The organism is Pseudomonas syringae pv. cilantro (assembly GCF_001293775.1).
GTDB lineage: Bacteria > Pseudomonadota > Gammaproteobacteria > Pseudomonadales > Pseudomonadaceae > Aquipseudomonas > Aquipseudomonas syringae_P.
Genome location: NZ_LGLN01000008.1, coordinates 1 through 21,948, shown reverse-complemented (window position 1 = coordinate 21,948; position 21,948 = coordinate 1). Strand labels below are relative to the sequence as shown.

The window sequence follows — 21,948 nt, the reverse complement described above, 5'->3', positions numbered from 1 at the left end:
GCTACGGGTTACACTGCGCGTCCACCCTGCCCTTACCGAGGATCTGCATGAAAGTTGGCGTGATTTCCGACACCCATGGACTGCTCCGTCCTGAAGCCGTTGCTGCGCTTGAAGGCTGCGAAGCCATCATCCATGCCGGCGACATCGGCAGTCAGGACATCGTCGAGCAACTCAGCGCCATCGCCCCGCTGCACATCGTGCGTGGCAACAACGACATGGCCGCTGCCTGGGCAACGTCCATCGCCGATCACCTGCGCTTCGCCATCGAAGGCTGGCACATCCTGCTGGTCCACGATATCGCCGGTGTTCCGGCGCTGCTGGATGACCGTGTGAAACTGGTCATCACCGGGCACTCGCATAAACCCCGCATCGAATGGCGCGGGGACACGCTGTATCTGAACCCGGGCAGTGCCGGTAGAAGACGCTTCAAACTGCCGGTGACGCTGGCGCTGCTTGAAATGAGTGCGGACTCGATGGAGCCGAGTATTGTCAGGCTGGTCGACTGACGCTTGTCAGAACGGGGCGCCAGGCAGGACCGTCCTCAACGGCACAAATGCTGCCGTGCAGTCGACCGGTGTGCCCTCGCCTGGAGTACCGGACACCGTGACGTCATCTTTTATCGAAGGCACCAATTTGTTGGCAAAACTGACCGGTCCTGGTCCCAGTATGAAGTGGGTGGCGGTCAGTGCTGTGAAGCCGGGTTGGATGCCGTCGAAGACAACGTTATCCAGCGTGATGACAATCGGCCGTTTCTGTCCGTTGTCCTCGTAGCCGGCAAACGTCATCTTGCCGCCACCGAATCGCGGGCTGTTCAGGTAATGGAAGCCCTTCACCGTGATGCCGCTGAAATCAGGATACGACGTGCCACTGGTGTTACCGTAATTGGTGTTGAACACCATCGGAAACTTGACGTTGCGCATGCACACATTCTCGTACCTGATGCCATCCACCGTCCCACCGTTTTTGGCTCCCGACTTTATTCTGAGCCCGATGCCGTCCTGGCTGTCCCCACCGTCGGCGGTCAAATCCACAACGCTGACATTGTGTACGCCGCCATTGGTTTCACTGCCAATGGACAGACCGTGACCGTAATAAAAATGATTGTGTGCAAACATCAGATCACGGCTGCCAGAGGTTCTGCTGGACTTGATCGCGACATTGTCATCGCCCGTGCTGATGTAGGAATAAGCCAGAAGGACCTTGTTTGACTGGCCGGGATCGAAGCCGTCCGTGTTCTTCACGGTTTCCGGAGTAAAGCAGGTGCTGGGGGTCTTCTGGTCGGGCGTCGAACCGGTCGGGCAGTGGTAACCCTCTACGCTGTAAACCCTGCTAGGGGTCAGAATCTTGATTCCCCAGACCGTCACGCCGGTCACGCCGTCAGTCACAATGTTGAAGTCCGGCGCGTTTTGCAGCGTCAGCCCCTGAATAACGAAGTCGGTCCCGCCACTGACTTGTATGAGGCGCGGCTTTTGCTGATAAATGTTCGACAAGGTCTTCTGGTAAACAAGGTCCCACCAGCTGCGCAGGTTGGCGTTTGCACCGGCGGTCAGCAGGCTGCCGCCACGGCCGTCAATCACACCTTTGCCAATGACGCCGCTGGAACGGGTGTTTTTTGCCGAAATCAGTGAGCTGCAGGCATCCTGATTGGCGACCGTCGTCACGCCGCAAGTGCCCTTGCCGTTGTCGTAGTCTTTGGGATTGCGTGACGCGAAGAGCGTAACGCCATCGTCGATCCAGAGCGTAACGCCTGATTTCAACTGCAAAGGACCGCTGAGGAACGCCGAGTTGTTATCTGCACCTTTGACCAGCTGGACAGCTTGCCCCGCTGCGCAGCCATTGATTGCACTCTGGATTCTGTCCTGGTCAGGACGGGAGTCGAGCGCTGCGTTGTCAACACTGTCCAGCGAGCCGTCCCTGGGAGTCAATGTGGCTGGTAATTGCTTGCAGACTGGCGGGCTGGGTGGCTCGTTTATAGTGCCCCAGGGTGTTACCACGGCAGGTTCGCTGGCTGCTTGTGCGGGCACTATGCCGGTCAACGAAACAGCCACGGACGTGGCTATCCAGAAGGCCTGCCGAAACGTGCGGGCACCGTTTTTTTGCACGGCCGCGATAAACGATTGCATGCTCATTTAAAACTTTTCCTGTTTTATCGATTGTCTGGACGCGGAGATGGGGTCGTTCGATTAAGCGGTCTGGCAACCGGGCGCAGCGAGTTAGGCGTTTCATGCAACGTCAGATGGGTATTTTTGGTGCGAAAGTCGATTCTTCTAACGAACCCGGCCCCGCACATTGCGAGGCCAGGCGCTCTAGAGTCAAATTCCCAAGCGCTGCATACGGCGCGGTAGCCATTTGCCACGCCATGATATCAACCGCCGCTGGTTAAGCCTGGTCAATTTGCCTTAAATTTAATTCATCTTCGTTGTGAGGTTCTACGCTCAAGTCCATGATTTTTCTGGCCTGCCTCTCATCCCCCTCCCGACATCAAAGCTGCGCAGGCATCCGAAAGGCGCGCAGCGCACTCATGTCGAACGGGTTCGGCGCACGCTGGCTCGACAACAGATAGTGGGCGCGCATACCGCCAACATCCGCCTTGAGCATCAGAACATCACGCCCTCTCAGCGTCTCGACCTGCATCAGGTCAATGAGGCGGAACAACGACCACGGCCCGGTATTCTTTTCGATGCCAAGCGGCCGACCGACCATGCCCTCCATGATCAGACTCGCACGTCCATCTTCGACATCGACAGGCCACCTGAACGGCATCGGCACGATCGGACCATGGCGATACTCCAGCGACTGATCCCCCAGCGTAAACTCTGCGCGGCGTACGCCGGGGTCAAGAGTGTGAGGTTCCAGCGTGAATTGCACCTGCGGTTCCTGCATCTGCTCGGCAAAGAAACCTTTACGGATTTTATGCACGCTTGCCATCTGATCCAGATAGGCACGGCTCATCGGCAAACTGAAACCATCGATGGTTCGCAAGCGATAGCGCCCGGGGTCACCGCTGACAAACGGCTTCAGGTAGCTGTCGAAGAAGCGCTCGGCAATGCCCTGCGCTTTGAAGAACTCGCGAAAATCGTTAAGCGCCACATCGCTGCTGCTGTGTGCGTGAAACGGGTAACGCTTGTCGAGAGACTGCTCGTAGAACCCGTACAACTCTGCCTTGTAGCGCTGATTAAGGTAGTGGTGCGACTGATACAGCACAAAGCTCCAGGTGTCTTCCGCCAGCGCATTGAACCAGCCACCGACCGGCTGGGGCAGCATCGTGGCGGCATTGCGCAATTTGCTCAGCGCGTCCTGCTGTCCCGACATTCGTCCCTTGGCCATTTCGTAGGCAGCCAGATCTGGTTGACCCGAGCGACCCAGGGCAGCCATTTGCATCTGCAATTCATTGATGACAGTCAGTGCCGTCACCAGATCGGCAGCAGGACCGTTATCATCATCCAGCAATCGATGCAGCGGATCGAAACGTCGCTGCAACGATCTCTTTGCCGTCTCGGGCAGACTGCTGGCAGCCGACTGCTGCAACTGCTCACCAACCACAGCGACCTGCGCGAGCGCAGCGGGTGCCGAGACGGCTTTATCAGTTTCGGCTTTCAGTGTGTCGAGACTGTCTGCAAGAAAAGCAAAGCGCGTATTGTCACGGACTTCAATCAACAACTGCACCAGCGGAGAATGGGCTGCGGTCAATCCGGCCATCTGCGCTGCGCCCTGCACAGGTCCTTCGAAAGGTTGCAGTGAAACGCGCCCGATCGCCTCGGCCCAGTGATCGGCATAATCACGAAAATACAGTTTTTCCAGATCGAGCATCAGCGCACGCAATCGAGTCGCGCTGAACGGGGTGCTTTCACCCAACACCCAGTTATCCCGCATGATGTCAGTCACCACGCCAGTGCCGTGAGTGACAAAATATCGCTCATAGCCCTGCCGGGTATAAAGCCCCGGAATTCGATAATCCGCACCTGCCAGCACTGTTCCCTGAGGACCAACGTGGTTGGCCAGGCTGTACTCCGGCAATACACGGGCTTTATCACGCAGCACCCGATATACCACGTGGGCAAAAGATTCATTACGCAACGTCTGGCGCGCCTGTGCAACCAGCGCCTCGTTGACCGGATGGGTGAAAGGCAGCGTCAGCAAGCGCCCGAAATGCTGGTTCAACTCGCGCTGTGCCTGCGCGTGGCCGGCATAACGAATTGACCAGTCGGCCGCGGTCCACGCCTCCAGTGCGGAGGGTATCCGGTGCTCGCGCTGAACCAGCATCAGATAGGCGCGCAGGTTATTGAGCAACTGCTCTCGATTTTGCAGGCTGTCCACAATTCGGGCTTCGAACATACGGACCACACGTGGCAGCAACTGCGTCTGCAGGTCAGCATGGTAAGCGCGTAACAGCACGTCGTTGGCGGGTTCTCCCTGATAAAGCCCGACACGTTCGTATATAGCGACGTCGCTGCTGTCCGGAAACACCCGAGCGGCGGCGTAGCGGGTATTCAATAGCTCGAGGACTACCAGCAAGTCATCCTGAGCCGTCAGCGATGAACGTTGCTGCACCATTTGCTGCCCCAGGGTACGCAGCTGTTCCAGCCGCTCATGGTTGGCGCTGAACCCGGTTGCCCACAGCACGCCCGATACAATCAGAAACAGCAACGCCGCACCGTACACGCCCCTCTGACGCCAACGGATCACTCGCCGCGTTTGTTTGTCGAGCATGGCCAGATCGGCTTCGGGGAAGATCACATGACGCAGCACATCATGAATGAACCGGGCCTGCCCGGCATGCCGCACGGGCAGCACGCTACCCTCTTCACCACCAGACGGCTGATCGCCCTGGATCAGATGCGGTGCGCGAGTCAGGTAAAACCCACGCAGGTGACTGGCCCGCTGATAGCGGTTACCGGAAAATGCCAGCTCGACGAAAATACTCAGCCGGCGCCTGATTTTTCCAAGATGATCGGGAAACTCGAGCATCTTCCCCCTGCGCTGGCTGTCGCGCTCCTGGTGAATCCGGGTGATGACCTGACTGCCGAGGCGCTGCAGCAAGGTTTCGAACTCCAGACCGAGCACATCGTTATCATCGTCTCGTTGCCCGCTTTGAAAAGTCGCCCCCAGGACCTGCGCGCTCTCCTCTCGGGACAGCTGGTCAAAAAACTCATCGAAACCGACGATCGAGTCGGCCTTGGTCAGTACCAGATAAACCGGGACCTCAACATGCAGCTGCTGAAAGACCTCGTCCAGGCGGGCTCGCACGTCGCTTGCGGTTTTCTCCAGACGTTCGTCGACTCGATCAAGCAGAATGTCCATCGGCAGCGTCACCAGAACACCGTTGAGCGGATGGGTCCGGTGACGGCCTCGCAACAGCTCCAGCAGTGTCATCCATGCACTTCGGTCGACCTCAGGCTCAGACTGGTCCAGGTAGCGACCCGACGTGTCCAGCAGAACCGCCTGCTCGGTAAAATGCCATTCGCAACTGCTGGTGCTGCGCGTGTCGCGGGTCAACCTGCGACCGGGCCTGGCAAGGGGAAAATCGAGGCCGGAAAAATCCAGCAGGCTGGTCTTGCCGCTGCCCTTCGGGCCAATCAGCACATACCAGGGCAATTCGTTCCGGTGGCGCGCGCTCAAGTCGCCATACACAGCGGACTCTTTGAGCACCCGTTGGGCATCCTTGAAGCGGCTGGCAAGCTCCACGTACTCTTTGTCCATGGCCACAGACTGATGCAAGCGCTGCTGACCGGTTTGACTGTCTTCAGTCCGCTTTTTTTGCACAGCGGCGCGCCAATTGGCGAAAACGATCCCGAGCCCCCAAGCCAGAAACAACACGCTGATCGAGACCAGACGCGCAATCGGACTTTCCCAGAACCGCTTGTCCGCCACTGCCAGCAATGGGCCGACGGACCAGATCAGAGTCGCTGAACCCACTACCAACAGCAGCGACCAGAACCAGGCGCGGCACAGTAACGTGAAGAGTTTTTTGAACAGGCTTTTCATGACATTTCTCATTTCAGGATCAGCGCTCAAACACCGTCAGATCTGCCGACTGGAAGGGCTTGAGGACAGCTTCACGTTGCTCGCCGAGCACCCAGGCGAACCCTGAATACAGCACGCTCAGGCAGATAAGGGTGAACAGCACGACCAACCACACAGGGGCGATGCGCAGTTATTGATGCTCGACGATCCTGCGCCCTGCCAATGGGGTGAGAGTGTTCGCGACACATCGCCTCTCAAGTGCCGTATCTGTCGGTAAAGGGCGTCGCGGATGTCCTCCAGCTCGTTGCCACCCCGGCGATTCGAGCGGTATTTCCCTTCGAACCCGAGCGCCAGGCACAGGTACATCAGTTCCAGCATCGGCAAGTGCCTGATCGGATTAGCGGACAGCTTCTCGAGGAGTTGAAAGAATTTCTCGCCGCCGAATGTTTCCTTGTGAAAGCGACTCAGCAGACTGATCTTCGACCAGTCGCTCGCGCTGCCCCAAGTGGTGTTCAATACGGCCTCATCCACCACTGTGCACAACACGTAACGAGCGGCCAGCAGATGATCACTTTCTATTGAGTGCCGCCTGGCTTCGGCCTCGAAATGCTTCACCTGTTCTGACAGCTTGACGTTCAAAAGGTGGATATCGCCGACGCCATCCATCGCAGCCAGCCTTGACACATGCGCAAGCAATTCACTCGCCGCAGCAACGAGCGGATTGACATGCACAATGAGTGGTTTGTCTGGAGTCTGCGCAGCGCTGTAAAGCAATCGCTCCTGCAAGCCCTCAAACAGGTTCGTGTCATCGATGTCTGTGAATCCGTCGCTTTCCGGGCGGGTCGTATTCCGTCCGTAGACAACGGGGTTTTCACCGCGAATGTTTTGCATATCGGTCGCTCTGTTCAATTTCTGATCGCCCAGAACTGCAATTCAAGTCCGGGAAACTCACCTGAGACGTGGAAGGCAAACCCTCCGGATTTGTTGATTTCGGCTTGCTCGTGCTCATGCATGTCGAGGATGAAATAGGTCTTGCCGGCATGAAACGGAATCTGCCGTGGTGCTACCGGCAAGGGCGTCAGGCGGATACCCGGCAGATGCAGCGCAACCAGCTCGCGGATACTTTCCACAGACCCGACCTTGAGGTGCGAAGGCAGCCGCAGGCGTAGCTCTTCCGCATCGCACTGCGCGCGGGCTGCAAGCACAAACGAGGCGGCGCCCAACAGCTCGCGGTCAACCCGTGGGGAAACCAGAACGCCATACTGTCTGACTTGCAGCTCAAGCTCCTGGGCATGCTGCTCAAGCACCATGGAAAGCATCTGTCGAATGGCGAGCATGACGTTGAGGAACGTCGCACCCTGATCACTGTGCTGGTAGTCGCCGTCAAGCCGGGGTCGTCTGCTCTTATCGGCAAATGTCGACAATTCACCCAACAGGCATAGCAAGACCCTGTACAGTTTTTCGGGGTGAACATGCCTGATGTTGAGGTAGTGCTGAAGCAGCGGCGCGCTGCGATTGATCAATTGCAGCATCATGAAGTCGCCCACTTGCGCCCCGCTTGCCTGACCATGCGCACCGATACGTTCGGCTATTACATCCCCTCGATGGCGAAGCAGACTGACCACCTCTTTGAGGCAGGACATCAGGTAGCGAGATCCGCCCGCGCTGATGAATGTGGGGGAAAAATCCGTGTCCAGCGTTATTGCCTTGTCCGGACTGCAACTCAGAACATGGCACAACTTGAGCATCGCGTAAGCGTGCTCGCCACCGGGTTCACCGAGCAGCAAGCGAAATTCCGGACGCGCACAAAAGACCGGCGTGGCACTCTCTTCCCCCGCGTTTGAATCCAGAATGCTGACGGTGTAAGCGCTGAAACGCGCCACGACATCAGCCTGCTCCTGACTGCGCGCCTCAATGCAGTTGCCAGCCACGATCGGCAACGCAACGTACACTGATATGCTTGAAGTATTGGCAGGAATGTCCAGTGCCAGCGGCCTGTCACGGTCGCGTATGTCGAAGATACTGCCGTCCGGCAAGATGCCCGAGGCCTGAGCAAGCACGATCTGTCCCGAGCTCAGAAACTGCGGATCAATTTCCAGTGCGGTAAAACCCCAGTGGTAGGGCCCTGCCAGTTGTGTACGCACTCTTAGTTGATGGTCGTAATAACGATCATTGTGCTGAAAGTGTTGCGGACGCAGCAGCATGCCTTCCTGCCAGATAACCTTGTGTGAATTCATGTCGGATTCCCTGCGCTGGCCTGATTGTTTGCCTGATAGAGGCCAGACTCACCCAGCACGAACACGGTCCGATTCTGCTGCCTGGGGAGTATTTTAATTATTTGACGCCACTGGGTTTGCGGCAAGTTTCGATACGCAGCCAGCACACCGATGTAATGGCTGCCCTCGGCCAGTCTCAATTTCAACTCAAGAACTTCACCGGGACGAAGTTCAAACTCTTCAGTGGCCACCAGGTCATCGCCCAGTACCTGATCGGCGCGTTGATAAAGAGAAAAGAAATCCATGTTCCCGAACGTCACCGGACGTTTGAGCTCAAGCAGTTTCAATACAATCGGTGAAGGCCTGCCATTCAAATCAGGATTAAGCTGATGGTCGGCACCCAGGCTGATGTCCAGACGGGTTTGCGTGGAATAAGGCGAAAGCGTCGAACAACCGGCAAGCGAGAGCAACAGCAACAGTCCAATTCGCCGAGCGAAATAAATAATCATGGAGGTCATTACTTAATATCCTGGTGAAAAGAGACGATCAGACGAAACTGTTGTTCATAAGCAGGCGCGAAGTTGTGGGTCAGCAGGCGTTCATCCCACTGGCCGCTCCGCTGCAGATCGTGATGGTGTCGTGCATAGTCACGCCACCGGCGGCCATCGGTCAGTAGCCACGGCCTGCCACGGTCACGCTCGAATTGCCAGCCAAGCTGGCGCGGTGAAAAACGCTCGAGCGTTGCCTGCGCCATCACCCTGCAACCTGCCAGCATCGCGGTCTCATGGGCTTGCAGCTCACGAAAGGCGCGAGCAATGGTTTCTTCAGTCAGGAGATGACGGGGCTCCTCGGTCAGCAGACTGTGGATCAGCGTCTCGCCCGTCGCAGACTCGACACCACTGACATCAGGGTGAGTAACGTCGGAGAGGTCCGCGTACAGTTCATCCGTTATCTCGTTGCGTATCTTCAAACTCTGCTGCAGCCCGTCCAGACACCGCTTGAACAGGCGGGCAACTTTTATAGCGCTCGCTTCGCGAGTGACAAGATCAACCGAAGTGAGTTCGACACCCAGCGCATCACCGAACTGCTTCCAGAACGCGTCCGAATGTTCCTCACGCTGGCGAGCTACAGCGGGTATGGGTGACGCAATGAGTTGCGGCAAGCATAAATAATCACCTTCAACACCTGCGCAGTCTTGAACTTGCCGGGCATCAGGGTCATCGCCAATAAAAGCGGCAAGATCACCGACTGTCCCACACGCCTGTTCCAGTCCTGTCAGACGGTCTGTATTGAATGGCCGATTCACGGGAAGATTCCTTTATAGTTATTGTCATATTTATCGGTTGTGACTGAAAGGTTCCGGGTTCCCCAAGGCTCGATACTGATCGTCGCTGAATTTGAAATGACCACTGCATCCGACCAGACATACCAGCGTCGCGAGCACAGAAAACAAAATGCGCCACCCATGAACATTCATTGCGAAAGTCTCCAGAAAAAGAACCAGACAAGCAGTGTCAATCAACAGTTAATGGCGCCGTCCATAGTGGGCAGCGACCTTCAAATGCGCCAGGCGATACAGCAGGGTGCGTCGCGACACACCTAAAGTACGGGCTGCACGAGTTCGGTTGCCTCCGCTGTCGCTCAGGCACTCGAGCAGCACGCTGCGCTCGAATTGCTCCATACGCTCACGCAGCGTCAAACACACGGGGTCGCTGACAGTGGCGGGGACAGGAAAGTGTTCCGGTGTCAACTCGCCGTTCTCACACAACAGTACTGCGCGCTCGACAAACCCTTTCAGCTCGCGAACATTACCGGGTAAGGCATAGTTGGACAGCGCTTGTAACGCGGCCTCTGACCAGTGCACCGCAGCGCGATTTGAATGAAAGCAGGCCTCATCGGCAAAGTGCCGGGCCAGTACCTCAATGTCTTCAGTACGTTGACGCAGAGGAGGAAGCTCAATGGGAAACTGAGCAAGCCGGTAGTAAAGATCTTCACGAAAACGCCCTTCTGCAACCAGCGTCGGCAGATCCCTATGGGTGGCCGCAATGATTCGCACATCGACTTTGCGTACGGTGTTAGAGCCCAGCGGGCGAATCTCTCCCTCCTGCAGTACGCGCAAAAGCTTGGCTTGCAAAAGCATGGGCATATCGCCAATTTCGTCGAGCAGAAGCGTACCGCCATCGGCCGTATCGAACAGACCGTGTCGATCCCGATCGGCCCCGGTAAACGCGCCTTTGCGGTAGCCGAACAGCTCACTTTCCAGAAGCGCCTCTGGAAACGCTGCGCAGTTCTGCACAACGAACGCGTTCTCGCGACGAGGTCCGTGCTCATGAATCGCGCGTGACACAATTTCCTTGCCTGTCCCCGTCTCGCCGGTCAGCAACACGGTGCAGGTGCTGTCCAGAATCTTGCTCAGCAGATAGGTGGTGCGGCTCAGCGCGGCGCTGTTTCCTATAAGACCGTACTGTGCCGTCTGTGAACGGCGCCTGCGCGAGGGGCGCGAAGGGTCTGTCGGCTTTTCCGATAGCTCGAGCAGGGACAATTGCGAGATGACGAACGAGCCCAACGCACTTACCGCTTCGGCATAACCGCGCAGTTCCTTGTGATATTGGCTCACACAGACCAGCAGCCCCTGAGGCGACTGATCGCCATCAAGCAACGGCATGCACAGCAGTGATTTCCATTTTTTTACATGGGCTGGCAAAAAGCCGGTGTCATAAAGGCTGTCATCGATGTGCGCAATGCTGACGATCTCTTTTTGAAGCAGGCTGAACTGTAATAAAGGCTGATCGCCGTAGTCATCCAAAGAACTCTTTTGTGTTTTGTTCAGAACGACGCCATCCATGGCTTCAGCCGCAAGACCGAGGCATTTTCGGCCAGCATCGAACAGAAAAAGCTGACTCGCTTCACAGTGACTGAGTTCAGCAGCGGATATCGCGAAATCATGTAGCAGCGACTGGCTGTTGGCTGACCGTGCCAGGCGTGAATAATGCGAAATCAGTGTCTGCGCATCACTCAACGGATCCTGCAGTGCATTCAAGGGCGACACCATTTTATTCGAACTCACAGACAATTCCGCCCGAACCATCCAGCGTTGCATGAACGACGGAAACGACATCGCCAGTGCTCATGGCACTGAGCAGACGGTTTGTGATGAGCGGTGTCAGGCACGACTCCAGCAAATGATCAATCAGCCTGGCGCCGCTATCGCCCTGGGTACAATGTTCCAGCAGATGACTTACCAGCTCCTGCGAGTAACTGAACGTCAGTCCACGGGTTTCGAGTCTTTCCCCAAGGCGATTCAGCTTCAGCTCAAGTAATTCCTGCAGCACTGCACCGTCAACGGGGTAATAAGGCACGACACGCATTCTGGCCAGCAATGCCGGTTTGAAATGTGCAGTGAGTGTCGGCTTGATGATTGCTTCCAGCTCTGTTGCATCCGGGCGGCGTCCATTTCGGCAACTCGCATGAATAACATCACTGCCCAGGTTGGATGTCATCAGGATAAGCGTATTGCGAAAGTTGATTTCCCTGCCCTCCCCGTCGTTGGCCATGCCTTTGTCGAAGATCTGATAGAACAGGTTCATTACATCCGGATCAGCCTTTTCCACCTCATCGAGCAGAACCACTGAGTAGGGCTTTTGTCGAACCGCATCCGTCAACATGCCGCCTTCGCCATAGCCAACATAGCCGGGAGGCGCACCGATCAAGCGGGAGACAGTATGTTTCTCCTGAAACTCGGACATGTTGATGGTGGTCAGAAAGCGCTCGCCGCCGTACAACAGATCAGCCAGCGCGATAGCTGTTTCGGTTTTGCCTACACCACTGGGCCCGACCAGAAGGAATACACCTGTCGGCGCGCCGGGCGCATTCAAACCCGCGGCCGATGCTTTTACGGATCTTTCGATGGCCTGCATCGCCTGCTCTTGACCCCGGATGCGCGAACGCAGTCCGGATGAGAAACCGGCAATTCTGAGACTGTGCTCCTGCACCAGCTGAGATAACGGGATGCCCGTCCAGGCGTGCACAACTTCCGCGATCAGCCGTGGACAGACTTCGTAACTCACCAGACAGTCGTTGATCTGAGTGCTGACCAACGCCTGTTGAACCTCGGCCAATTCTGACTGCAGTGCCTGCGTGCACTCACTGGCCCGGACAGGCGCAGCGTGCTGCTGCACTGTTCGGCTGGCCAATTGCCGACGCAGATCAAGCAGCCGATTAGCCAGTGCCTGTTGGCCAGCCCACGCGCATTCGAGCCCGGCTGCCCGGGTCTTTATCCCTGAGATAGTCGAAGACAACGTCTTCAAAACATTGGCATCAACCCGCATGCCGGCATCGACATCACGCTGTATTGCGTCAAAGTGCCTCTGTTGCTCAGCCAGTTCGCCTCGCAGACACTCAAGCCGCTCGGGAACCGCCACCAGACTGATGCGCACTCGGGCGCAGGCGGTATCAAGCAGATCGACTGCCTTGTCGGGCAACTGTCGTCCAGACAGGTAACGCGCCGATAGCCTGGCAGCGGCAACGACTGCGTCGTCACGTAAATAGACACCGTGGCTGCGCTCATAGGTCGGGGCGAGCCCGCGCAGGATGGTGATGGCCTGCTCTACGGTGGGCTCCAGCACACGAACCGGCTGGAAACGACGTGCAAGCGCAGGATCTTTTTCGAAATATTGCCGGTATTCGGCCCAGGTGGTCGCTGCAATCGTGCGCAGCTCCCCACGCGCCAGCGCCGGCTTCAAAAGATTGGCCGCGTCCGCCGTGCCTGCCTGGGCGCCGGCCCCGATAAGGGTATGGGCTTCATCGATGAACAGAATGATCGGCGTCGACGATGACTTGACTTCGTCAATGACACCTTTCAGACGGCGTTCGAACTCACCCTTGACGCTGGCACCCGCCTGAAGCAATCCCATATCAAGCGACAACAGCTCGACGTCTTTCAAAAGATCAGGGACTTCTCCTTGCACGATTCTCAGCGCCAGTCCTTCGACAATAGCAGTCTTGCCGACACCCGCTTCGCCGACCACGATCGGATTGTTCTTGCGCCGTCGAGCCAGGATGTCAATCATCTGGCGTATGCAGTCATCGCGACACAACACCGGGTCCAGCAAACCGCCTCTGGCCTGTTGTGTCAGATTATGAGTGAAGCGTTCGAGCAAGGATTCACCTTGATAAACCGTTTGCCTCGCCAAACCGGACACCTGTTCAGCAAGCGCATAATCGCGAAAACGTTCAATGTTGATCTTCGCCAACAATGGCTGGTACGGCCGATCCGCGTACCGCAATGGATGACGCAGCAAAGCAAGTATCAGCGCCGCCTGATCAATCTGGCTTTGCCCCAGGTCCAGCGTAGAAATCAACAGGGCATCCTGAAGCCACTGAACAAGTTCGCTGGAAAATACCGGATTACAATCCGCACATTGCTCGATGGGCGGAAACAGCAAACCTGCAAACTCCGCAGCTGAAACACTTGAGTCAAGCAGAGCGCGGGCAAGCATTCCTTCTGGGCGTTCAAGGAGGGCAAACAGCAAATCATCTACCAGAATCTTGCTGCTGCCTCTGGACACGCAGCGTTCTGCGGTGCTCTCAAGTTCTTTGCGAGTGGGTACATCAAGGGCGTTAACGAGTTGCTGCAAATCTGGATTAATCATGAGGGGTCCTTAATGACTCGGTCTGTTGAGCGTTACTAGGCCCGACGAATGCTCGCGTCCCAGCCAACTGGTCCAACCCAGCCGACAGGTGTTCGATTGACCGATGCGTAGATCTCTGATGTCTTCATTGAGGAGTTCCAGACAGATGTCGTAGTCCAGCGGGTCGCGTAATGTGAATCGCACCAGGGCCCCCAAAGGCGGATAGCCCTGGCCGATGGGCAGGAACTCATGGAAGCGGTCCCAGTCGAGCTGTTTTATATGGATACGGAACTTGCCGGCCCGGTCAGGCACCCGGCTACCCAGCAACGCATTTCGCCCTAGCTGACTGTTCGCTTTTCCAAGGCGATTAAGTTGAGGCGCTTTGATGTCCACCGCTCGTTCTACACATTGTTCGATGAATAACCGGGCATGCTTGAAGTAATAACGAAGCACCGACTCGATCAGCGCTGCCGAGTGCGCGCGCAGGCTCAGCAGCCCCAGATAGGGTAATAACCGCTTCCAGTTCAATTCGGTCGTTTCGCGGAGACGCTCGCCATGCAAACCGATCAACGCGAACAATTGTTCGGAAAACGGATCCGTCGCGCCGCTGCTGAAAACGGCGTGGTAGCGATACTTTCGCCAAGCGGGCACCATCAGTTTCTGCAGACGATGATTAAAAACGTCTAGAAAATCGCGGGTCGCATTAGGCTTGTCTCGCTCTCCCAGCGCTTGCTCGACATAAAAAGCCGGCAAGGGAGAATCTGCTCCTGCCAGACTCATCATATTCAGACGCAGGCGGACATACAGGCACCCGTGCTCCTCGAAACACGCCATGTCCTCGATATCGCTACCTGGAAATCCAAGTCCGGAATTTGCTCGTAGTTCGAGAAAGTCATGAAGCTGTTCATCGTCGGCGTCCGGATGAAGATCACGTAAAATCCCGAGGATCAGAGGTATCGCCTGATAAATCGAATACTCGCGAATACTCTGGCGCAGAGCCATCAAAGCAGCGGTTGCTGTCCCATCCGTGGCGTCCATTCGTAACCACCTCCCTGAGCGGTTTTCACGTGCAGTTCATGGAAAGAATTCAAGCTGGCGTAAAGCGCAAAGAATTCGTTTAGGACCGAGGCGAACAGAAACAGACTGGTCTCATCTGCGAACTCGTCTGGTGCGATAAGCAATTCGGTTTTTACGCCACGCAGCGGTCGGCCATTGTGTAAACGATCAACGTGCTGATGACTGATAGCCCTGAGTCCACCCAACAAGTGCTGACTGACTCTTTCCGCGCGCTTGTCGTAGTAACGCGGCAGGTCATACGTTTCGAGAATGACTTTCAGGGCTTCCACACTCGCCAGAGAAAGATAATTCAGCGACATATTGCTGATGACCCGCCATAGAAAATCCCGGGTGATGGGCGGCGCATAGCTTTTGGTAGCGGGTGTGATATTGCTGAATCGCAAGAAGTCCGGCGTGTCATCGCACGGCTTGCATATCCCGCCAGCCCTGATCTGCTGGGGCAAGTTATGGTTGGTACAGGTCAACTCGATCGAGATGGTTTCATTTTTTCGGTCGCCACGAAGGTCGAAGCTTAAAAACGTATCAAGGCCGTCATTGAGCATGGAATGACGGTGACGAACGCTGTAATACGGCGAGTTGCTTTGCACATCGACAGCGGGATCATGCTCGAACGATTCGAATGGCACATAGTTTTGATAGCCCTTGCCTCCTGGCTGCCAGCCAGTGACTTTATCCACCGAATAGATACCGCAGTTGCCTTCCCCTGGGTAATCGGGAATCAACAGATATTCGTCCAGACGCGCGTCAGCCTGGATCGGCACGGCATCCTGTTCGAACAGATTCACCACGGGCGTGCAGTACAGCCTGATATGTTCAAGGGTGGGCCTGAGACGCTGCATATCCTCGCAACGCATATCGAACACCAATTCAAAACCACGAGCCGTCGTCAACAGCACGTGGTTGATTGACTTGATAGCATCCAGACCCTTTACATCGACAAATAGAAACTTTTCCGGAAAGCAAAAATACTCTTGCAGGTAGCGGTAGCCGCGGAAGGTATTCAGGGGATAGGGAATCAGCGCCTCGTCCTCGGCAAAACCGACGGGGCAGACGTGATCTGCAGGGATGCTGAACTCAGCGGGGTGCCCGTCTTCCGTCACCAAAGGATTGCCGTGGCCGTCAAACGGCAACAGTTTGATAACTTGCAACTTGCGCATGAAACCGAGATAGAGCGCCTGACTGATGTGACGATCACCTGCAAGATGCAGGCGTAACCGATTTAGTTCCAGTTCGCCCAGATGCCCCTCGCCCGTCATGCTCAGACGCAACGTCAGTATCGCCGTACCTCCGCTGGCCGAGCAGGAAACGCCTGCCATCTTCAATGGCAATACCTCAGTAGCAAAGCAAGTGCGAAACTGGCAGGTCAGGCCCTTCACAGGTTCGCTTTCCACCGGGGTATCACGTTCGACGACAAGGCCGGGGCCCACAGTGGCCAAAGGCTCGAATTGCAACATGCTCATGGCAGGCATGGGCCGCATGTAGTTCGGCCACAACAATTGCATGAGCGAGTGAGTCAACTCGGGTAAATCGTCATCCAGTTTCTGACGTAAACGGCCCGTTAAAAAAGCGAAGCCCTCCAGTAACCGCTCGACGTCCGGATCCTGACTGCCCTGCCCCAGAAAAGGCGCCAATGCAGGATTGCGATCAGCAAAGCGTCGCCCTGATTGACGAAGAGCCATCAGCTCGTCTTGATAATAGTGATTGAATGACAACGGCTACCTACCCGACCGAATTGTAAAACGGCCACAAAACCAACGCCCAAAAACACACGGTATTATTTAAAAATCTGTTGATATCGATTTACTCGATACGCACTTGACCATTGCCACTCAGGGTTGCAAAAAGCCTGACCGACTTTCTGATTCCATTTATCTCTACACAGGCGCCAATAGAGAACCGTCGCTTTAGCGGGCAACCTCTACTTTCGTCAGGCATGACATGCACGTCGAAAAGACGCGGCTCATAAGTACGGATAACCTCTTCGATGGCTGCCCGTGACTGTCTTGACGCCTCATGCGAACTCAGGCTTATATCGTTAAGGTCAGGCAACCCATAATCTGGCAGCATTTTCACGCTGCCTGCGCGGGTACCCAGCATTTTCGACACATGAGCGGCTATCGAACTCATCAATCGCTGTTCATCGTCAATATCAGGCGTTGTCTGATCGGCGAGGCGTTCGAAAAGGCTACCGCGAGCGTTCATAGTGTTGTCTCGTCAGTCCTTGTCCATCTTGCCAACCAAAGACAGCGTAAAGTCAGCACCCATGTATTTGAAATGAGGGCGAACATTCAAACTGACGCGGTACCAGCCCGGATCACCTTCAACATCGCTGACAATGATCTGCGCATTGCGCAACGGCCGTCTGCCACGAACGTCGGCACTTGGATTGTCCTGATCGGCAATGTACTGACGAATCCACTTATTGAGCTGAACTTCCAGGTCTGTACGCTCTTTCCACGAGCCGATCTGTTCGCGCTGCAATACCTTGAGATAGTGAGCCAGCCGGTTGACAACCATCATGTAAGGCAACTGTGTGCCCAGCTTGTAATTAAGTTCGGCTGTCTTGCCTTCCGGGCTATTGCCGAAAAACTTCGGCTTCTGCACCGAGCTTGCGGAAAAGAAGGCGGCGTTGTCGCTCCCTTTGCGCATGGTCAATGCGATGAACCCCTCGTCAGCCAGTTCGTATTCACGGCGGTCGGAGACGAATACTTCGGTCGGGATCTTGGTTTCGATTTCACCCATGCTGTGGAAGTGATGCAACGGCAGGTCTTCGACAGCACCGCCACTCAACGGACCAATGATGTTGGGACACCACCGGAACTTTGCAAAGCTGTCTGTCAGCTTTGTCGCGAACGCGTAGGCAGTATTACCCCACAGGTAATGCTCGTGATCGTTGGCGACATTTTCTCTGTAGGCAAACGTTTTTACCGGGTTTTCCTCAGGCTCGTACGGAGCACGCAGCAGGAAGCGCGGCACCGTCAGCGCGAAATAACGAGCGTCCTCCTGCTGACGGAAACTCTGCCACTTGGCGAACTGGGGGCCCTCGAAATGATCTCTCAGATCCTTGATATCAGGCAGGCCGGTAAACTGCTCCAGCCCGAAGAAGCCTGGCCCCGCAGCCGCAATGAAAGGCGCGTGCGCCATGCAGGCGACGCTGGAGACGTATTGCATCGTTTTGACGTCGGGAGCACTTGGGGAGAAAAAATAATCGGCGATGATGGCACCGACAGGATTGCCGCCAAACTGCCCGTACTCCGCGGTGTAGACATGCTTGTAAAGGCCCGACTGGACCACTTCAGGCGAGTCCTCGAAATCCTCCAACAAGTCCTGCCTGGAAATACTCAACAGCTCGACTTTGATATTTTCACGGAAATCTGTTCGTTCGATCAGCAACTGCAATCCGCGCCAGGACGCCTCCAGCGCACGAAAGTCAGCGTGATGGAGGATTTCATCCATCTGGCGACTGAGCTTGCTGTCGATATCCGTAATCATCCGGTCGACCAACGCCTTTTTTACCGGCTCGGCACTGTTATGGGGTTTCAACAGTTCTTCGATGAATGCAGCAACACCGCGCTTGGCAATGTCATAGGCGTCATCACCGGGGCTCAGCCTGGTTTCTGCAATAATCTGATCGAGAATCCCGTACTGAGACTCGCCAACATTGGCTTGCGGTGAAGCTTTCATGGTCATGCTCTAATCCCCTGCAATAAATTCAAACGCACTACTGCGCTCCGGTGCTCAGACCCAACTCAGTCAGCACGCTGTTACGTGAGTCCGTATCGGCCAGGACGCTCTCGATCGCTTTGCGAAAAGCGGGCGTATTACCCAGCGGGCCTTTGAGCGCCATCAGTGCATTGCGCAATTCCATCAACTTTTTCAGTTCAGGAATTTGCTCCACCAGACTGGCCGGATTGAAGTCTTTCATTGAGGCGACCCTGATGCTGACGGGCAGATCGTCAATCTCGCTATCAGGCTGCAGGCGGTTAGGAACACTCATGACAAGTTCCAGCTCTTGCTTGGCCATCACATCGTTAAAATTATTCTTGTCGATGCTGATCGCTTTACGATTTTCAAGCTTGCGCTCGTCAACTCGCTGTGTAAAGTCGCCTAACACCAGCAGTTTAAGCGGCAGTTCTATTTCTTCCTGAGCCCCTGCAATAGCGGGCTTGAACGTGATGTTAATCCGTTCTTTGGGTGCTACCGAGCCTTCTTTGGCCATTGCCCTTTTCTCCAGGCTGTTTCAGTTGGACGTTGCTACGCGATTAATCTTTCGATGTCGTAATGACACAGTCTTTGATAAAGCTCTTCTTTACGATTTATTGACTTGTCACTTTGAGGCAGCCGTTCGTAGCAGTCATACAGCAAGCGTGATACATCAAGAAAAACCGCTGGTTCCCACTCATGCAAACTGGAGGATTGAAGTTGCCCATCGAGAAATTCAAGCTGAATTTTTGCCAACGAGTATTCTTTCGCCTGATGACATAAACGAGCGAGACACAGCCTCCAGAAAAAACGTTCTCTTCCGCCTTTGGCAGTGTGCAAGTGCTGGTTCAGAATCTGCACGGCAGGCTTGAACCCGCCCACCTGCAAACCGGATACAAGTTCTTCATAAACAACCTCCCATTCAGGCAGTCCGGATATTCCGTCTGTCTCACATCGGTGCTGAACGGAGACCACCGGGGGCATGATATGAGCGTCTATCCACGCTAACGTTTCGGCATTTGCGAAGGGTGTGCCATCGTGAAAACGCAACTCAGTGACTTCCGGAATTCGTTTCAGCAGTGACGCCAAGTGCGCCTCAACTTCATGTAGGGCCGCTGTCGCATCCAAAGCATTCAGACAGCCCCAGACTAAACGCTGGCCATCAAACCAGAAGGGTGCAGACATCAGGCTCGCTTCAACATTCACGATCAGATCTGCGTAAAGGCCCTGCTCGAATCGCTCTTGGTAATGTCTTGGTTTTTCTACAGACAGCCCACGTAACTGCGTTATTTTTTGTGCATTGCACTCGGGAGTACAGTCGATGGCGAGCCATGCAATTGCCCGAGCAAGGCGAAATGCGCGCGGGTCAGTCGTTTTTTGTTTCAGCCACCATTTGCAGAGATCACGCGCAGTTTCATCCAGAGAGTTTGAGGCACGCTGAGCATCTTTCTCGTTTTCAACAAGGGGACTGCTTGAAAACAGCTGGGCAGCCACCTTTTTGACGTGCTCGACCACTGTGACGGGCTCTTTTTCAGCGTGCAGCGCACGCTCGATCATGCGTGCCAGCCTTCTGCGCAAAGGCAGCAGCAATGGTGCATCGTCGCCCAAATGGCCACCCAATATCTCGTCCAGCCGGTCCAGATACTTTGCCAGCTGTTGAAAGACGGTAAGCTGGTTGGCGATAGACACATCTTCTACCAACACCTTTTCGAGCCTGAGTACCAGCCATGCAATGGCAGCAGACCGGGTTCGCACCTTCCTTGGGTGCAACACCTGCCAGTGACGTTCGCAGAGATGATGGATAAGCCCCAAACCTGCCACTAGCCCCGCAAAAGACTCACACTCATACAACGCCCAGGCAAGCCAGCTGGCGACCCGCAGATCCTTGGATTGACTGACAAGAATATACTCGCTGCCTTCTCTGATTTTGGGCCAGTCAATAGTTAAAGCCCCCAAAATTGACTGCGCACCGCCCAATTCTTGCTCCAAGGATTCAAACAGGGTCGAGAAGCGTATGTTCTGGCCTGAATAATCTTGATCTGATACTGGATGCTGGGCGACTTCCTGATAGTGGATGGTCAGATTATCTAGAAAAGCCATCAAACACCCTCCGACATCAGCAGTTAAACGTTTAGATTGGCAGACCTGATAAAGAAGCCGGGCCAACTTTATCCACACCCTTCAGAACAAACAAGTCGAAAATTGGCACGCCGAAATCTTTCAGAAATTTCCTACGCGCATCCAGTTAGAAATGTAGGACGTACTAGCAAGTGCAATACAAAAAAAAGCTCACACACTGCCCATCGTAAGATGCGCAGTTTTTTGCGCACCTTTTATGAGAACATCCTTAATGGAAAATCTAAGCGCACCGGAAACAGTACTCGAATCCTTCTGCGCAGAAAATGGATTTCAGCTGAGCAAGTAGTTGCGCAATTTTCTCATGAAAATCTGTAAAACCTGGTGGCGACGCGATGAGCAAACTTCAAACCCTCGCAAACCTTGGCCCAGCACAAAGCTGGCACGTTATTTGTTAGAGAAGTAGGGTGCTGCGCATCAACATCTCGTTGCGTAGTGCCTACCAATCTTCAGGAGAATGTTCATGTCAATACTTGCTTACCTGACAGTCAAAGGAAAAATTCAAGGCCTTATAACCAAGGATGCCTCTGCCAAAGAATCTGTGGGTGGAGATTATCAGGAAGATCATCGAGACGAATCGATCCTTCATGATTACCATCACGAAATGACGGTTCCTCACGATCCTCATTCAGGCAACAGCACAGGTCTACGCGTACACAAACCCGTGCGCATCACAAAATCTTTTGACAAGGCATCACCATTGTTATTACAGGCCTTCGTCCAGGAAGAAGAATTGGAAGAAGTGACAATAGCCTTCTATCGCATGGCTAACGGTATCAAACAACATTATTATACGACCACCCTGAAAGACGCCAGAATTGTTGCCATTAATAAGCACACCCCTACTCGCCAAGCCTCTGAAAGATCACATCTTGAACACTTGCAAGATGTACATTTCAGTTATCGTGACATCGTAGAAACTCATGTAACTTCTAATACAGAAGGTTCCGATAAGTGGGGCAAATCAGCCCGAGGTTGATCTGTAGCTTTACCCCATCGATCTGCAGATCGATGGGGTACCCTTCTTGCCTGACAGACAGAGAAACTCATGCAGTCCGAAATGAGTCACCTGATTAGCTTTAGACCAAGCCCCGATGATATAGACCACGACTTTCAAGTCCTTGCCTTCACCGGCCATGAAGCCATCAACCAGCCCTTCTGCTTCACGCTGGAACTGGTCAGCGAGCGCCTGTCACTGGATCTTGAACGCCTGCTGGGACTTC

General features: G+C 55.0%; 15 protein-coding genes and 1 pseudogene. 2 read left to right on the top strand and 14 right to left on the bottom strand.

The genetic code is table 11. The annotated features are described in order from the left end of the window. Positions 1-47 precede the first annotated feature (47 nt). Positions 48-506 carry a metallophosphoesterase family protein gene (locus ABJ99_RS00635; RefSeq protein WP_054084166.1) on the top strand — a complete coding sequence of 153 codons (459 nt, stop codon included), beginning with the start codon at positions 48-50 and terminating at the stop codon, positions 504-506. Between the two features lie 6 nt (positions 507-512). Here ABJ99_RS00635 and ABJ99_RS00630 read toward each other — a convergent pair whose 3' ends face one another. The 14 genes and pseudogenes from ABJ99_RS00630 to tssA all read right to left on the bottom strand — a co-directional run bounded on the left by ABJ99_RS00630 (position 513) and on the right by tssA (position 20,689). Then, positions 513-2,129, bottom strand: coding sequence for a glycoside hydrolase family 28 protein (locus tag ABJ99_RS00630; RefSeq protein WP_054084165.1), 1,617 nt, complete (start codon positions 2,127-2,129; stop codon positions 513-515). Between the two features lie 352 nt (positions 2,130-2,481). Beyond that, a complete protein-coding gene (tssM, locus tag ABJ99_RS00625) occupies positions 2,482-5,985 on the bottom strand; it encodes a type VI secretion system membrane subunit TssM (RefSeq protein WP_054084164.1) in 3,504 nt (1,167 codons plus the stop codon). A gap of 19 nt (positions 5,986-6,004) precedes the next feature. Continuing rightward, positions 6,005-6,855: pseudogene (icmH, locus tag ABJ99_RS00620) on the bottom strand (type IVB secretion system protein IcmH/DotU). 14 nt (positions 6,856-6,869) lie between these two features. Beyond that, positions 6,870-8,201 carry a type VI secretion system baseplate subunit TssK gene (tssK, locus tag ABJ99_RS00615; RefSeq protein ID WP_054084163.1) on the bottom strand — a complete coding sequence of 444 codons (1,332 nt, stop codon included), beginning with the start codon at positions 8,199-8,201 and terminating at the stop codon, positions 6,870-6,872. After that, positions 8,198-8,689: a type VI secretion system lipoprotein TssJ gene (gene tssJ / locus ABJ99_RS00610; RefSeq protein ID WP_054084176.1), complete on the bottom strand. Its 492-nt coding sequence runs from the start codon at positions 8,687-8,689 to the stop codon at positions 8,198-8,200. Before tssJ ends, tssK begins: the two co-directional genes overlap by 4 nt. Positions 8,690-8,697: 8 nt before the next feature. After that, positions 8,698-9,342, bottom strand: coding sequence for a type VI secretion system-associated FHA domain protein (locus tag ABJ99_RS00605; protein WP_230080972.1), 645 nt, complete (start codon positions 9,340-9,342; stop codon positions 8,698-8,700). A gap of 363 nt (positions 9,343-9,705) precedes the next feature. After that, positions 9,706-11,232: a sigma-54 interaction domain-containing protein gene (locus ABJ99_RS00600; protein WP_054084162.1), complete on the bottom strand. Its 1,527-nt coding sequence runs from the start codon at positions 11,230-11,232 to the stop codon at positions 9,706-9,708. 1 nt (position 11,233) lies between these two features. Beyond that, positions 11,234-13,831, bottom strand: a complete 2,598-nt coding sequence (gene tssH / locus ABJ99_RS00595) for a type VI secretion system ATPase TssH (RefSeq protein ID WP_054084161.1) — start codon at positions 13,829-13,831, stop codon at positions 11,234-11,236. A 9-nt stretch (positions 13,832-13,840) separates the two neighbouring features. Further along, positions 13,841-14,848, bottom strand: a complete 1,008-nt coding sequence (gene tssG, locus ABJ99_RS00590) for a type VI secretion system baseplate subunit TssG (RefSeq protein WP_054084160.1) — start codon at positions 14,846-14,848, stop codon at positions 13,841-13,843. Continuing rightward, positions 14,812-16,599 carry a type VI secretion system baseplate subunit TssF gene (tssF, locus tag ABJ99_RS00585; RefSeq protein ID WP_054084159.1) on the bottom strand — a complete coding sequence of 596 codons (1,788 nt, stop codon included), beginning with the start codon at positions 16,597-16,599 and terminating at the stop codon, positions 14,812-14,814. The genes tssG and tssF overlap by 37 nt, the downstream gene beginning before the upstream one ends. Before the next feature lie 88 nt (positions 16,600-16,687). Further along, the gene (tssE, locus tag ABJ99_RS00580; protein WP_054084158.1) at positions 16,688-17,089 is read right to left on the bottom strand and encodes a type VI secretion system baseplate subunit TssE; all 402 of its coding nucleotides are present in this window, start codon (positions 17,087-17,089) and stop codon (positions 16,688-16,690) included. Between the two features lie 12 nt (positions 17,090-17,101). Continuing rightward, positions 17,102-18,577 (bottom strand): type VI secretion system contractile sheath large subunit, encoded by a 1,476-nt coding sequence (gene tssC / locus ABJ99_RS00575; protein ID WP_054084157.1) that lies wholly within the window; start codon positions 18,575-18,577, stop codon positions 17,102-17,104. Between the two features lie 31 nt (positions 18,578-18,608). Next, positions 18,609-19,106, bottom strand: coding sequence for a type VI secretion system contractile sheath small subunit (tssB, locus tag ABJ99_RS00570; protein ID WP_054084156.1), 498 nt, complete (start codon positions 19,104-19,106; stop codon positions 18,609-18,611). Positions 19,107-19,141: 35 nt separating this feature from the next. Next, a complete protein-coding gene (tssA, locus tag ABJ99_RS00565; protein ID WP_054084155.1) occupies positions 19,142-20,689 on the bottom strand; it encodes a type VI secretion system protein TssA in 1,548 nt (515 codons plus the stop codon). Positions 20,690-21,188: 499 nt separating this feature from the next. On the opposite strand from tssA, the gene ABJ99_RS26395 reads away from it, so the two are divergent. Further along, the gene (locus ABJ99_RS26395) at positions 21,189-21,704 is read left to right on the top strand and encodes an Hcp family type VI secretion system effector (RefSeq protein WP_080377955.1); all 516 of its coding nucleotides are present in this window, start codon (positions 21,189-21,191) and stop codon (positions 21,702-21,704) included. Positions 21,705-21,948: the final 244 nt, after the last annotated feature.